General features: G+C 39.0%; 13 protein-coding genes and 1 riboswitch. Of the genes, 10 read left to right on the top strand and 3 right to left on the bottom strand.

Annotated elements, in window-relative coordinates:
* Positions 1–408: 408 nt before the first annotated feature.
* Complete coding sequence (locus ACTHJT_RS00830; RefSeq protein WP_440235682.1) at positions 409–834, bottom strand: hypothetical protein; 426 nt, start codon at positions 832–834, stop codon at positions 409–411.
* Between the two features lie 168 nt (positions 835–1,002).
* Between ACTHJT_RS00830 and ACTHJT_RS00825 the strand changes: the two genes are divergently transcribed.
* Entirely contained in the window at positions 1,003–2,763 is a 1,761-nt protein-coding gene (locus ACTHJT_RS00825) for a phospho-sugar mutase (protein ID WP_440235679.1), read from the top strand.
* Between the two features lie 161 nt (positions 2,764–2,924).
* Here the strand turns inward: ACTHJT_RS00825 and ACTHJT_RS00820 are convergent, their stop codons facing one another.
* Positions 2,925–3,704 carry a hypothetical protein gene (locus tag ACTHJT_RS00820; protein ID WP_440235678.1) on the bottom strand — a complete coding sequence of 260 codons (780 nt, stop codon included), beginning with the start codon at positions 3,702–3,704 and terminating at the stop codon, positions 2,925–2,927.
* 821 nt (positions 3,705–4,525) lie between these two features.
* Here ACTHJT_RS00820 and serA point away from each other — a divergent pair.
* From serA to ACTHJT_RS00795, 5 genes are all read left to right on the top strand, one after another.
* Positions 4,526–6,427 carry a phosphoglycerate dehydrogenase gene (serA, locus tag ACTHJT_RS00815; protein WP_440235676.1) on the top strand — a complete coding sequence of 634 codons (1,902 nt, stop codon included), beginning with the start codon at positions 4,526–4,528 and terminating at the stop codon, positions 6,425–6,427.
* A 109-nt stretch (positions 6,428–6,536) separates the two neighbouring features.
* Positions 6,537–7,622, top strand: a complete 1,086-nt coding sequence (locus tag ACTHJT_RS00810) for an aminotransferase class V-fold PLP-dependent enzyme (protein WP_440235674.1) — start codon at positions 6,537–6,539, stop codon at positions 7,620–7,622.
* A gap of 2 nt (positions 7,623–7,624) precedes the next feature.
* A complete protein-coding gene (locus ACTHJT_RS00805) occupies positions 7,625–8,029 on the top strand; it encodes a MaoC family dehydratase (RefSeq protein WP_440235673.1) in 405 nt (134 codons plus the stop codon).
* The gene (locus ACTHJT_RS00800) at positions 8,026–8,901 is read left to right on the top strand and encodes a bestrophin family protein (protein WP_440235672.1); all 876 of its coding nucleotides are present in this window, start codon (positions 8,026–8,028) and stop codon (positions 8,899–8,901) included. Before ACTHJT_RS00805 ends, ACTHJT_RS00800 begins: the two co-directional genes overlap by 4 nt.
* On the top strand, positions 8,894–10,969 hold the full coding sequence (locus ACTHJT_RS00795; RefSeq protein ID WP_440235671.1) for a 7TM diverse intracellular signaling domain-containing protein: 2,076 nt from the start codon (positions 8,894–8,896) through the stop codon (positions 10,967–10,969). Before ACTHJT_RS00800 ends, ACTHJT_RS00795 begins: the two co-directional genes overlap by 8 nt.
* A gap of 103 nt (positions 10,970–11,072) precedes the next feature.
* On the opposite strand, the gene ACTHJT_RS00790 is transcribed toward ACTHJT_RS00795, so the two are convergent.
* Complete coding sequence (locus ACTHJT_RS00790) at positions 11,073–12,377, bottom strand: pyridoxal phosphate-dependent aminotransferase (protein WP_440235670.1); 1,305 nt, start codon at positions 12,375–12,377, stop codon at positions 11,073–11,075.
* Between the two features lie 273 nt (positions 12,378–12,650).
* A riboswitch (SAM riboswitch) is annotated at positions 12,651–12,750 on the top strand.
* A gap of 116 nt (positions 12,751–12,866) precedes the next feature.
* Between ACTHJT_RS00790 and ACTHJT_RS00785 the strand changes: the two genes are divergently transcribed.
* The 4 genes from ACTHJT_RS00785 to ACTHJT_RS00770 all read left to right on the top strand — a co-directional run bounded on the left by ACTHJT_RS00785 (position 12,867) and on the right by ACTHJT_RS00770 (position 15,502).
* On the top strand, positions 12,867–13,109 hold the full coding sequence (locus ACTHJT_RS00785) for a hypothetical protein (RefSeq protein ID WP_440235669.1): 243 nt from the start codon (positions 12,867–12,869) through the stop codon (positions 13,107–13,109).
* Between the two features lie 65 nt (positions 13,110–13,174).
* Positions 13,175–13,972, top strand: coding sequence for a PhzF family phenazine biosynthesis protein (locus ACTHJT_RS00780; protein WP_440235667.1), 798 nt, complete (start codon positions 13,175–13,177; stop codon positions 13,970–13,972).
* Between the two features lie 81 nt (positions 13,973–14,053).
* Complete coding sequence (locus ACTHJT_RS00775) at positions 14,054–14,377, top strand: hypothetical protein (protein WP_440235665.1); 324 nt, start codon at positions 14,054–14,056, stop codon at positions 14,375–14,377.
* Between the two features lie 231 nt (positions 14,378–14,608).
* Positions 14,609–15,502 (top strand): glycoside hydrolase family 16 protein, encoded by an 894-nt coding sequence (locus ACTHJT_RS00770; RefSeq protein ID WP_440235664.1) that lies wholly within the window; start codon positions 14,609–14,611, stop codon positions 15,500–15,502.
* Positions 15,503–15,528: the final 26 nt, after the last annotated feature.

Here is a 15,528-nt window from a genome sequence, read left to right as displayed (position 1 = left end):
CTGCTGTTAGGGATTTGCAATCAAATGTCGCTTAATTAAGAAGCATCCTCTCTAAATCAAACGGCCTCATTCGCCGCGGCGAACAAATTGCGTTAAGAAATTTTGGTTCATGGAGCTTTTTGAACGCTACAACTAGTCCTTTTTCAGGACGATTTTGTAGCGTTCTGCGGAATGAACCAAAATTTTAGCGTATTTGAAATCAGCCTTGATCTTTTGGTTCTTTTGCATCAAGGCAAAAGAACAATGAAGAGAAAAGAAAGAGCAAATTAAATTAAGATAAGGAAGACTGTTTATAGTCTTATGAAGCCTTAACTAAACGACGTTGAATTAGGTGCTAAAACAATTAAAAAATTAAGCCCTGCGAACTACCACTAGCTACAGAGCTTTAATAAAGATTTGAAGCGGCCATTACTGACCTTCTCCCCATACTACAATTTTTTTATCTTTTCCATTCGTCAATATCAGTCTTAACGGATTAGGAAGAAAGATTAAACGCGTATCTGCGCTTTTATACTTTCCGCTTTCAATCGAAACTCCCTGGCCTTCAGCAACATCAAACTGATGTGTACCATCTGCATTTTTGCCGGCAGTTTTATAGAATGAACCTACATAAGCGATTGGTAATAAAACATCATTATCTGCATCAATTTTCACATGCACCTGATCAAGAACTTCTTCCAATTCGTCTCCATAAGCATCCAAAAAATCATCTTCCAGATCATGCAATTCCTCTTCAACATCATCGTAATCCTTATGATCGTATGTTAAAGCATTCAATTCATTCTTTTTAAGAATAATCGCTTCTAAATCTTTATTAACCTTTTTTAAATCCATTCGAATTAATTTGTAGAATTTCCTCCAAGGTAAGGGAATCCCTGCTTTTTTTGAAGTCTTCAGTATTTTTTTTTCGAAAATTGAGCTAAAAACGTTATTTTAATAATACCGTATAATAATTCGAATTATATTGTAAAAATTTTAGTCCTATCTACTTATTTTATTGTTATGAGCGAAATCACAACACAATTGCCAAAGGCAGATGATGCCACAAAAAAGAAAATACAAACATGGCTGACTGGCAGTTATGATGCAGATACAAAAAAACAAATTCAATCTTTGATAGACGCTGGTAAAGAAGATGAACTGATTGAATGCTTTTATAAAGATCTGGAGTTCGGTACCGGCGGTTTGCGCGGACTGATGGGTGTTGGTTCAAACAGAATGAACAAATATACCATTGGCGCTGCCACGCAAGGTTTATGTAATTACCTGAAAAAGAATTTCCCCGGCCAGCCGTTAAAAGCAGCTATCGCGCATGATAGCCGGAACAATTCAGATTTTTTTGCCCGCACAACGGCAGAAGTATTTGCTGCAAACGGTATACAGGTATATTTCTTTAAAGCATTACGCTCCACACCTGAACTTTCCTTCGCGATCCGCCATTTCGGCTGCCAGACAGGTGTAGTACTTACCGCATCACACAATCCAAAAGAATACAACGGTTATAAAGCATACTGGAACGATGGTGCGCAGGTAATTGCACCACATGATAAAAACATTATCACAGAAGTTCAGAAAATCACAAGTATTGATGATGTGAATTTTAATGCCAATAAATCCCTGATCACAGAGATTGGTGAAGAAGTAGACAACGCCTACCTGAATGAAATTGTAAAACTTACCGTATCTCCGGATGCGATCAAGCGCCAGAAAGACATGAAGGTTGTTTATACGCCTATCCATGGTACTGGTATCGTGCTGGTACCGGAAGTACTGAAGCGATTTGGTTTTGAAAACGTACGTGTAGTGCAGGAACAGGCGGTGCCGGATGGCAACTTCCCTACCGTTGTATATCCAAACCCGGAAGAAAAAGATGCGTTGAGCATGGCCGTTAAACAAGCGACGGAATGGAATGCAGACCTGGTGATGGCTACAGACCCCGATGCTGACCGCGTAGGTATTGCGATCAAGAATGATAAAAACGAGTTCCAGTTATTAAACGGAAATCAGACTGGCAGTTTATTGATTCTGTACATGCTGCAGGCATGGAAGAATGCGAATAAAATTACAGGAAAAGAATTCATTGTTAAAACGATTGTAACAACCGACCTGATCGAAAAGATCGCGAAGAAATTCGGCGTGAAGTATTACAATACCTTAACAGGTTTCAAATACATTGCCGCGAAAATTAAAGAGCTTGAAGGCAAGGAACAATTCATTGCCGGCGGCGAAGAGAGCTATGGTTATCTGATCGGTGACAGCGTACGCGATAAAGACGCGATCGCATCGTGTGCATTCATCGCTGAAATGGTGGCATACGCAAAAGACCAGGGCAAATCATTATATGATATGTTGCTGGATATGTATGTGGAATATGGCTTCTACAAAGAACACCTGATCTCACTGACAAAGAAAGGTAAAACCGGTGCGGAAGAAATTCAGACCATGATGAAGGAGCTGCGTGCTACGCCTCCTAAAACATTGAGCGGTTCGCCGGTTGAGTGGATGTTTGATTACGACAGTCAGCTTGCAACAAATCTTACGAACGGCACCACAAAGAAAATTGAGCTGCCGCAGGAAAATGTACTGCAGTTCAAAACGGCAGACGGCACGTTGGTTTCAGCCCGTCCTTCAGGTACAGAGCCGAAAATCAAATTTTATTTCAGTGTAAATGAACCATTGGCTTCAAGAGCTGAATATGCAGCCGTAGATAAGAAACTGGACGCGAAGATTCAGACGCTGATCAGCGATCTGAAGTTGGCGTAAGTCAATTATGAGTCATGATCCGCCGCGGCGGAATGAATTAAAGCTCCGGGATTACCCGGAGCTTTTTTTATTCCCTCCTCCCGAATAGCTTTTATCTTGTTAGTATCGCACACACACCTGTCCACGACAATGAATCTGCTGCAACTAAAAAATTCATAATTCTAATAAACCTCCGCCACCTTCAGTACATCATTCGCTTGCATATAACCGCCTTCGTTTACCCGCTCATAAAAAGCGAGATGTAAAAACACTACCAGAGAAACCTGTGTATCCCTTGCCTTTTCGGGGATCTGCACAGTAACCTGCTGCTCCTGTTCAACAAAACATATATCCAGATCAGCGCTTTCCGCTACAAGCAGCGATCCATGATACGGGTTTTCTACAGGCATGTAGGTAATACTATCTTCCGTACTGGTACAAAAACTATTGGCAAACGGCATCACCGCCAGCGTCATCCGGAAATGTGTTCTGTTCTTATCATCTTTCAGACGCGTACGCTTAAATGCATGCAGTTGCAATGTCACACGGCTGCGATCTTCCGCACATGTTACCGCATAAGGTACCAATGCAGCTGTTGCATTGAATATATGTTTCTTTTTAAATGTATAATTGCATAACCGATCCTTGTGCGCGCGGAGGTCCAACACCTCACGGCCATCAGCAACAAGAGTTCTGAAAAATGCCGTCAGGCTCCCGCTCATGCGCTTATCCATCGCGCTTTCAAAGGTAGGCTTAAGGGCCGCTCTGAAAGCGGTTGCTATGCCTGAAAGACTGCCGAATAAATTGTAATTCTTTCGGACAGGCGCATATACCGGATCGTTTGCAAGCCGCTCCGGATCAGGTGCCGATGAGTTTTTAACAATATCTTTCCCTTCCATGGTAAAATGAGATTTACCATCAATAAATCCTTTCAGATTATCCTTCTTTTTTGTTTTAGCCATAGCTTATTTTAAACAGCAGATTGTAAAAATTAAAATCCGAAACTAGCCTACAGTCTGTTTCTTTCAAATAATCCTTTGTTAATAAATTCAGATTGTGCAGCATTAAGTCCTAGCAATTACATTTAATTGTGTAAGTTGCATCCCCTTCTGAAGACAAAACGCTTCATATTCCCCCTTCACCCGCAGTTCAGCCGTACTTCACCCGTACTTCACCCGTAGTTCACCCGTAGTGAAAGCTAAGAAAAGACCATTCACTCACCTGCCTGCCCCCACTCAATTACTCAAAAACACCTTACAAAGACTCAGACAACAATATATCATTCCCACACTTTCGCTGGCGCAAGCATTTGCTTGTGCCTACTAGTTTACAATTATTGAACACACTTATCCACATTTTACATGATCCATTTCCACAATGAACTTCCACATCCGAAAATATCCTTCCTGATTCATTTCAAGTACACTAACTTTAATCCACAGATTTACGCACTCCAAAAACACAGATTATCCACAAGCATTCAGTTCGATTATCAATATTTAAACAGCATAAGTTATCCACTCTCAATAGTGAAAAAAGAGCAGAAAACGGATAAATCATTATCAAATCCTTCTTCTTTACCATTTAGGAATAAAAACTCATTTTAATCCTATTTTACACGATTCCGCTTACTTGGGGTAACATTCTAAGTGTTTCCCTCAAAAGCTTCATTTTTAGAGAAAAAATGCGGAAATTTGCACCTTCTTATTTAAAGCAATGTTTATTGTTTTCAGATAGAAAAATAACAATTGATTACAAGAACAATTTAAGCATACATAATTGCATGGAAACAATCGAGAAGGTTCCGTATTTCGTCATTGATTTTGACAGCACATTTACGCAGGTTGAAGCCTTAGATGAATTAGCCACGATTTCATTAGCGGGTAATCCGAATCAGCAGCAGATCATTCAACAAATCATTGACCTTACCAATCTTGGTATGGAAGGCAAAGGCTCGTTCAGCGAAAACCTTGTAAAAAGACTGGCGCTTGTTAAAGCAAACAGATCACACCTGCCTCAGTTGATTGATTTATTACGTTCCAAAGTTTCCAAGTCTGTAAAACGTAACAAACATTTCTTCCGCGATTATGCCGACCAGATCTACATTGTTTCTTCAGGATTCAAAGAATTCATCCTGCCGATCGTAACAGAATTCGGTATCAGGGAAGACCATGTACTTGCCAACACATTTACATTCGACAAAGATGATAACATCATCGGCTGCGATGCCAACAACCCGCTTAGTCAGGATAAAGGCAAGATCAAGTTGATGGAAAAGCTTGGCTTAACAGGCGACGTACATGTGATCGGCGATGGCTATACAGACTACGAAATCAGAGGCGCGGGTCTTGCAACTAAATTCTACGCATTTACAGAAAATGTAAGCCGCGCAGCAGTAATTGCCAAAGCAGACAGCATCGCTCCGAACTTCGACGAAATATTATTCCAGGAAAAACTTCCGATGACGATCTCTTATCCAAAGAACCGTATCAAAGTTTTATTGCTGGAAAACATCCATACAGACGCTCAAAAATTATTCAGCGAAGAAGGCTATACCGTTGAAGTAATTGCAAGTGCATTGGAAGAAGATGAATTGATTGAAAAGATCAAAGACGTATCTATTATTGGTATCCGTTCTAAAACTACAATCACTGCAAAAGTATTGGAGCATGCACCTAAGCTTTTAGCAATCGGTGCATTCTGTATCGGTACAAACCAGATCGACCTGAAAGCTGCACAACAGAAAGGTGTTGCAGTATTCAACGCACCATTCAGCAATACACGCAGTGTGGTTGAATTGGCAATCGGCGAGATTATCATGTTGTACCGTCGTACACTTGAGAAGAGTATGCAGATGCACACGGGTAAGTGGGATAAATCTGCAAAAAACTCTTTTGAGATCAGAGGTAAAAAGTTAGGTCTTGTAGGCTACGGCAACATAGGCTCTCAGCTTTCTGTAATTGCAGAATCTCTGGGTATGGTGGTGTATTACTATGATATCGTTGAAAGACTATCTTTAGGTAATGCGAAGAAATGCAACAGCTTAAAAGAGCTGTTAAATATTGCGGATGTGGTATCTCTTCACGTGGATGGCAGAGCAAGCAACAAAGGCATGTTCGGTGCAAAAGAATTTGACCAGATGAAACAAGGGTCCATTTTCTTAAACCTGGCCCGCGGACCGGTAACAGATCTTAAAGCATTGGCACAAAACATCAAGAGTGGTAAAATATTAGGCGCCGGACTTGATGTATACGAATACGAACCAAAAAATAACGACGAAGAATTCATCAATGATGTACGAGGCTTACCAAACGTAATTCTTACTCCACACATTGGTGGCTCTACTGAAGAGGCTCAATCAAACATTGGCAATTTTGTACCAAACAGAATTACAGATTACATCAACAATGGTACTACCCTGCATAGCGTAAACTTCCCGAACATTCAGTTGCCTGAATTACAGGAAGGTCACCGTTTCATGCACCTGCATGAAAACCAGCCGGGTATCCTTGCTAAGATCAATAACCTGTTTGCGAAACACAACATCAATATCTTAGCACAATATTTAAAAACCAACGAACAGGTTGGTTATGTAATTACAGACATCGCTAAGATCTACGATAAAGAAGTGTTAAATGAATTAAAAGAAATTCCTGGAACAATCCGTTTCAGAACTTTATACTAGTACAGAGTACAGAGTATTGAGTATTGAGTACTAAGTACTCCGTACTCTGTACCAACTAAACTAATTTTAAGCTTGAATGTATAATCAAGCAATTACTATCATTACAATAATGAACAATAAAATCTACTTTACTCCAGGCCCATCTGAATTATACCCAACTGTGCGTCAGCATATGATCACAGCCCTGGATGAAAAGATCGGGGTTATTTCTCATCGCAGCAAAAAGTTTGAAGAAGTATACAAAACAGCTTCAGACAATCTTAAAACCTTATTGGAACTCCCTTCCAATTACGAAGTTTTATTCCTTGCTTCGGCAACAGAAATCTGGGAACGCATTATTCAGAACTGTGTAGAGAAAAAAAGTTTCCATTGCGTGAATGGTTCTTTCTCTAAACGTTTTTATGAATTTGCCGGCGAACTTGGCCGCGAAGCTTACAAAGAAGAAGCAGCGTTTGGCAAAGGCTTCTACCCTGCCAACATTACTGTACCTGCAGATGCTGAAATCATTTGCTTAACGCATAATGAAACAAGCTCTGGCGTATCTATGCCGGTTGAAGACATCAATCAGTTCAGAGATAAAAACAAAGATGCCTTGATCTTTGTGGATGCAGTGTCTTCTCTTCCTTATCCCAAATTTGACTGGACAAAAATTGACTCTGCATTTTTCTCTGTACAGAAATGTTTTGGTTTGCCTGCCGGTTTGGGTGTATGGATCCTGAACGATCGTGTGATTGAAAAATCTAAAGCATTACTGGCTAAAGGCAAATCAATCGGCACCTATCATACCATCCCTTCCATGTTAGAGAAGGCGAAAGTAAATCAAACACCGGAAACTCCGAATGCAATGAACATCTTCCTCCTGGGAAAAGTTACAGCTGATATGTTAAAAATCGGTGCGGATGGTGTTCGCAAACAAACGGAAGATAAGGCAGCTTTAATCAACAAGTACATCAGTTCAAGTAAAATATTCAGCTTTGGTGTTGAAGATGCACGGTTGCGTTCTATGACAACCATCGTTGCCAATACTACTATGCTACCTGGCGAGGTTAACAAAATTCTCGAACCATTTGACATGGCAGTTGGTGCAGGCTATGGTTCTAAAAAAGAAACCCAGATTCGTATTGCAAATTTCCCGGCTCATTCTTATGAGCAGGTTCTTAAACTCGTTCAGACATTACAGGAAAAAATTGGTTAATTATGTTACAGATCGGCGATACGTATTCAGAAGTATTTTCCTATTCACAGGAACAGGTTATACAATTTGCAGAGTTATCGGGTGATAAAAACCCGCTGCATTTAGATGCTGAATACGCAGCAACAACAATGTTCAAAAAACCGATCATCCACGGTATTCTGGGCGCCAGCATCATGTCTAAAATCTTAGGCATGAAGTTTCCGGGGGAAGGAACTGTATACTTAAAACAGGAAATTGATTTCAAACGCCCTATGTATGTAGACGTGCAATATGAAGCACAATTAAAGGTTCTTGAAATCAATGCTGATAAACACACAGCTGTTATTGAAACTAAAATCGTTGATAAAGAAACAGGCAAAGTAAATGTATTGGGCAATGCCCATATCATGCACAAAGAGAAAATATGAAACTTGATAAACAATCATTAAAGCTGGCGCTTGTTTTTAAAGGTGCGATTGTTAGAAGACTACTGGCAGGAATGTTTGTACTTACTTCCATCACAATTGTTTTGGTATACCTGCATAACAACAACGCTGATGAATATAAAAAATTAAATATGACCATCAGCGGAGCACTACCTGGGTATATGGGGGCCGCGCTAGGTTTGTTATTGGTATTCAGAAACTCTACCGCATACGATAAGTGGTGGGAAGCCCGTAAAGAAGTGGGTGCCCTGGTAAATACTTCCAGAAACCTGGCTATTACATTAAACGGATTACTGCCATTCAATACGCCGGAAAGAAAAGAAGTTTCCAATTTATTGATCTCGTTTGTTTTCAATATGAAAGCACACCTGAGAGACCAGGTAGACAAAGTATCACTGGATATTTTATCTAAAGAAGACAGAATGTTGGTTGAAAATGCAAAACACAAACCTGTAGTTATTGCAAACATCATGACCAATAAAATTGAAAATGTATGGAAACGTAATTTAATTTCTGACATTCAGCAAAGCTTATTGATAGAAAAAATCCATGGTCTGGTTGATATACTTGGAAAATGTGAACGGATCAAAAATACCCCTATTCCTATGGCTTATATGTACCTGTTGAAATTTCTGATCAACTTGTATGTAATCATGCTTCCATTCAGTCTGGTAGATGAGATCGGCTGGCTTTGCGTACCATTGGTTATACTTCTCTACTATATACTGATGAGTATTGTGATCACTGCCGAAGAAATTGAAGAGCCATTCGGTTACGACCTGAATGACCTTGAAATGGATAAGATAGCTTTGAATATAAAAAACAACATTGAAGAAATTGTAACACATGACTAAACGGGTAATCATACGGAAACAATTACTCAAATTACCGGCTGTTTTTTTCATTTTATTTTTTTGCTTTAGTGTCTACGCTGAAAACAATACAAGCTGGACCGAACTTTCTCCGATTCCAACAAACACTGAATATTCAGCGGGTAGATTTTTAAAAATCTACCCCGCTTCCAATGTACTATCTACCGATAGTATACTTACGCTTGCACAAAACAACGTATTTAAATCGCAGACAAAGGATGTATACAATGTCCTTACCAGTATTGACAAACCTGTGTGGCTATATTTCAAAACAGATTCTATAAAGTCTCCGGATGGAAAAATATTAGTTATAGAAAACTGTAATTTGAATCTTGTTTCACTTTATGAATACCAGGACGGACATTTAAAACTTATTCGTACCAGAGGAATGAAGTTGCCTTACCAGCACGATAATTCATTCCCGGAGCAAGTTAATTTCCCTGTCAAACCCAATACGATTTACTTTGTTGAAGCATATGATTTATACAATGCCAGTTTCCCCATCTTTATCCGTGATACTATAAAAAACACACAGGTTGCAGTAATTAAAAATTTATTCAATGCCTTCTACTGGGGCATTGTATTTATAATGGCAACAGTAGCACTTTTATTTTTCATTCGTTCACGCGAAAAAGCTTTCATCTATTATTCATTATTTCTCTATGGAACCATCATGCTGAACCTATGTTTAGATGGTTACCTCTTTGCTTATTTATGGCCAAATACACCTGTCATAAATACATATAAGTTTTCGTTGTTTGCAATGAGTGCCGTAACAACTCCTTTTTTCGTTTATTACTTTTTAGAAATAAGAGCCTACTATCCGAAGATAAAGTTTTTCTTCATCATAATGACTGTATGCTTTTTCCTGGTTTGTTTGCTTAATATTATCGGTGCTTACACAGCCGCCATGTATGTACTGCAAAGTACGGCCTTCACACAAATTATTATTTATTTACTATATGGAATACTGGTATGGAAAAAAGGTAACAGGAATGCTTTTTATTTTATTCTCGCCTGGTCAGCTTACCTGATTTCAATTGTATTAACGGTTCTATCAGTAGCCAACGTTATTCCCGGTACGCCATATATCAATAACTATGTACAGATTGGCACACTCATCCAGGCCGGGATTTTTTCATTTATCATCGCTGGTAAGTACCAAACTTATAAATCTCAACACATTCTATATCAGGAAAAGATCATTGAAGTTCTGAAAGAACGTGAGTATTTATTAACCACTCAAAACGATACACTTGAAACAACGGTGTATCTAAGAACTGAAGAATTAAAACAAAAGAATGCAGAACTGAATCTGTTGAATAAAAATTTAAATGAAGTTGTTGCCACAAAAACGCTGGAACTGAAAAAGTCACTGGATGAACTCAATGAGACCAACAAACAGCTGGAGCAATTCAATTTTATTACTTCGCATAATTTACGCGGACCACTTTCAACCCTGCAAGGACTTTATGAATTATATTATCAGGAAAAAAATCCAGATGAAAAATTACTGTATATCGACAAGAGCTTTACGGTGATTAACCGTATGGATGAAATTCTAAAAGATCTGAATAAAATTCTTTCTTATAAAACTTCAGAGAAAATAAAAGAGGCGGTCGATTTTGAAACCATCATTTCAAACAACCTGAAACAACTTGATATTAAACGAATACAGGTTAATCTATATGTAGATCCATCACTTGAAATTTCGGGCATCAAATCATTTTATGAAAGCATTTTTTACAATCTGTTTTCAAATGCGCAAAAGTATAAGCATCCGCAGAGAAAACTTCGGATAGATGTACAAATCACCAAATTAACGGACACAGCATTTTCTATCCGCATAACAGATAACGGAATCGGAATGGATGCATCGAAAATCGGTGATAACCTGTTTGGATTCTATAAACGCTTCCACTTCCATGTAGAAGGCAAAGGACTGGGTCTATACATTACAAAAAGTCAGGTGGAAATCCTTGGGGGCACCATACGGGCCGAAAGTGAATTATACGTAGGTACTACGTTTATTATTGAACTACCATGTTAATGAGTGTAAAGTTTAGAGTGTAAAGTGTAAAGATGCCTTTGTTGTCTTCACTGCATTTCATTATTCAAGCTTACACTTTACACTCTACACTTTTACACTTAAATCAGCTTTTCAAATATTCTCTGATCGCATCGCGGATGCTTGTAAACGTTTTTTCCAGCAACTCTTCATTCTCTTCCAGCAAGGTGACTCTGAATCCTTTCAGGTCTGAACAGAATGAAGAAATCGGAACGACACAAATTCCTTTTGATGCCAGCAGATAATACACAAAACGTTTATCAAGATCTACATTCGGCTCACTCACCCACTTCTCCACCAAAGCCTTGTTTGCGGCATTATCGATCGGCAGTGTTTGCTTGTTGTTCAGCACCCCATCCTTAAACACAATTGTATTGTAGAATGCACCGTATGTTTCATTGAACATCAGCTCAGGTATCTGTCCCAATATTCCTGCAATGATCTTACTGCGTTTGCCGATCTTATTATTTAATTCTTCTCTATACGGCAGATATCGCGGATCAGACATGATCACCGGAATAGCAAGTTGCGGCAAGGTTGTAGAACATACCTCAATCATCTTTGCATTATCCAATGCCGAACAGAATTTATCAAAGTCCTGGTCTTTACCGCGGTTGTAATATTCCATCCAGCCACAACGGGACCCCGGCCATGGGAATTCTTTCGAAAATCCTTTCATCGCAAAACCCGGAACATCTTCAATTACTTCAGCTAAAGAATACGCGCGCGCGCCGTTGTAGGTAATGTTCAGATAAATCTCATCGCTCAATAAAAACAGATTGAATTCGCGTGCTATTTCAACAATGCGTTTCAATGTTTCTAAAGGATATACCATTCCTGTCGGGTTATCCGGATTGATAATCAAGATTCCGATGATGTTCGGATTATATTTTACTTTGTTATACAGATCATCCAGATCCGGATACCAGTGATTATTCGGGTCTAATTTATACGTGATCGGATCCTGGCTCGCGTGCGCAGCTTCAGCGGATGAGTGTGTTGAATACGCCGGCGACGGGCCAATGACGCGCGAACTGCGGCTGATGAATTGATATACTTTCGCAATAGCATCTCCCAGACCGTTGAAAAATAAAATATCATCGGCTGTAATTTGCGCACCGTTCTTTTTATTATTTAACTCCGCCAGAAACTGACGTGTTTTAAGAATTCCTTTTGAAGGAGAATAACTATAACTCTTGTTGTCTAAAGTCAGATTAGAAATTGTTTCTCTGATCCAATGAGGTACAACATTATTCTTTTGAATGGGATCTCCAATATTTTCAAATACAATAGGCTGACCGTTCTTATTAATAAGATCAGCTTTTTTAACAATTTCTCTGATTTCGTAGCTAAGCTCTTTAGCACCATCACTTAATATCTTATTCCTCATTCTAATTTGATTAAAATCCTGCTAATTTAAGAACACTTTACGGGATTGCGTATAGTTTCTTTTCGAAAGTGGAAAGAAAGTTCAATGTCCCTCCTACCATTATTTTCCGGTAGATTTTTCCGATTCCGGAACCAAGCAAAACAGCTTCTTGATTAAACAAATCATAAAAGAATATTATTCTGTTTAAAATATTTATTCAATAATTTTCAAAATAATATTTGTTTTATATTTATTTTACTTTACATTTGTATCACCTACCCAATTGAGGGTCGTGTATTATACAGAATGAAGGGAGAGATCAGGCTCTATGAACTTCTGGCAACCTGCCTACCAAAGCAAGGTGCCAATTCCTGCCCATGTGGAACTATAAAAAGTACGACTATGAAAACAAGAAACCGCTGTTAAGCTTAATCTTTTAAGCAAATCTCTGATCAGAATAGAATTCATGATCAACGTAAATCATTTCTTCACACTCAATTGCTTACCATTATGACAACTACTATTCAATATAAAACGCTTACACTGGCAAGAAAAAATGTCCGTGATCAAAAAACTTTTTCAAAAGCTGAAACCGTTTACAATCCGATTTTATTTGATGAACATGTAATAAATCTTGCCAGTCCTTCTGTAACGCTCAAAGATATTGAACAGACAATCTTTGAGGAGAAAAGTATCTGCGCATTAGAACAGAAAAATAATCCTGTTTACAGTTTTGTCTGGTTTTTAAACTGATCCAACCAATAAACGAATACAGGCTTGCTGAAATAGCAAGCCTGTATAATCACAATACAATATACATGTCTTTCCCGCTTTATATAGTAAACGCATTTTCATCCGGATCATTTACCGGTAACCCTGCGGCTGTTTGTCCGCTTACATACTGGCCTGGAGAAGAACAATTGAGGTCAATAGCCGCACAGAACAATCTTTCTGAAACAGCATTCTTTGTACAGGAAAATGATGTATACAATATCCGCTGGTTTACACCGGAAGTTGAAGTTCCGCTTTGCGGACATGCCACACTTGCCGCAGCTTACGTAATTTTCAATGAACTCAATTATTCCCGGAATGAAATACGGTTTCATTCTAAAAGCGGTGAGCTAAAGGTTATCAAAGAGAAAGATATTTTTGTCTTAAATTTCCCTGCAGACACATATAAAGAACTACCTGTATCTGATGTATACCGGGAAGCATTAGGCCTTGCGCCTATTGCCGTTGGTGCAGGAAAAAGTTTTATTCTGGTTGAAGTAGCAACAGAAAAAGAAGTAGCGGAAGCCAAACCAGACTTTTATAAATTACAAAAATTAGATGCTGCTGTAGGCGTAATCCTTACAGCCAAAGGAACAACAGCCGATTTTGTGTCGCGTTTTTTTGCGCCACAAGCAGGCATAGATGAAGACCCGGTTACGGGATCAGCGCATTGTTTGCTGATCCCGTATTGGGCGCAAAAACTGAACAAGGATAATTTAAATGCGCGACAGTTATCCAAACGAGGCGGTGTGTTGTATTGTACATATGCCGGCTCCCGTGTATTCATAGGCGGCAAAGCCGAATTATATTTAAAAGGAGCAATCTTTTTTAATTATGAATTATGAATGATAAATTATGAATTGATTCGTCATAATAAATTCACCACGAATTAATCTTTCATTTATAATTCATAACTCATAATTATTATGTCTGCTTCCCTAGACGACATGCCTGCATACGAACATTTTCAGGATGAGCTTGATCTTGAACTGCTCCGCTATGCAAAGCTTCATAAGTTAACGGATATCTCAGTCGAAAATGAGTTTATTCAGTTTATTTGCTTTTCCTTATTTTTAGCCAAGCCCGTTGAGATCACACCCGAAATACTGGATCATTTTTTCAATGAAAACACGGGCAGCAAAGAAAAAATCATGCACTATATCCAGTTTATGCAGACAGATAAAAAATCTTTTTTAAAAGGAGGATTTACCCATTTGCTTGCTACATCCGGTAACACAACAGGTAAGTGATATTGCCGAAGCGGAAGTAGTGCTTAAAAAGCCAGCCTTCTCAATTTCTTTTCAAGGAATCCAAGCGAATGTCTATCAAAGTTAAATTTCATAAAGTATTATTTTTCAAAAGAAGACGCAGAACTATTGTTGGATATATGATGATGTAACATGCAAAAAATACATATTCATTACATACAATCAATTCCCCTGCAAAATCTGTGTAACTTATACCAACCGAAAAGTATAAGCATGAACAAACTCTTAACTACGATTGCGATTATTAGTCTCGCAACCATTCTCTCCACATCCTGCAAAAAGAAAGATGATCCGGCAGCCATTGCTACAGATACCATGAACTACGATATGGATGAAGCGGCTGTGATCAATGCCGGCTGGACCAAGACTTCCGAGGAAAATTTTTCAGGTGACTTAAGCAACTGGAACATCTGGCAAGGTGGTGCTTATAACAACGAATACCAGTATTACTCCAATAGCCCGGAGAATTTAAATCTCAAAGATGGTATTCTAACAATTACTGCAATCAGAAAAACTGTCACAGGCAATCAAGTACCATCCAACAACACTCAAAAAACATTTGATTTCACTTCTGCCCGCATCGAATCCAAAACAAAGATATCCGCAAACAGCACGACACCTAAGGTACGTTTTGCCGCGCGCATGAAACTGGCACCGGGTTACGGCATGTGGCCGGCTTTCTGGAGCTATGGGGCCGCCTGGCCTACCAATGGTGAGATTGATGTGATCGAAGCAAAAGGACACTTGCCATTTCAATATGGTACCAATTATTTCTACGGATCAACGGCCGGTACCAGCCAGGTACCTAGTACCAGCGGACTGGACCTCACAACAACAAAGGATCTTACAAAATACTGGCACGTCTATGAAGTAATCTGGGAAGAAACAAAGCTTACCTTTATGCTGAACGGAAAAGTTATCCGTACATTAACATCTGCTAATTCTCCGGGACAATACATCGATGAGATGTTTGGCAAACAACAGAATATTACACTGAACCTTGCTGTTGGCGGCGACTATTTCAGAAACCCCAACCTGCCTGATCCGGCAGATATAGAGACAGGCAGCATGTATGTGGATTGGGTGAAGGTGTTTACGAGCAATTAATCCTTCATCCATTGTAAAGTTATGTA

Origin of the sequence: Cytophaga sp. (assembly GCF_051961495.1) — a bacterium.
Classification (GTDB): domain Bacteria; phylum Bacteroidota; class Bacteroidia; order Cytophagales; family Cytophagaceae; genus Cytophaga.
This window is presented reverse-complemented; position numbering and strand designations above follow the sequence as displayed.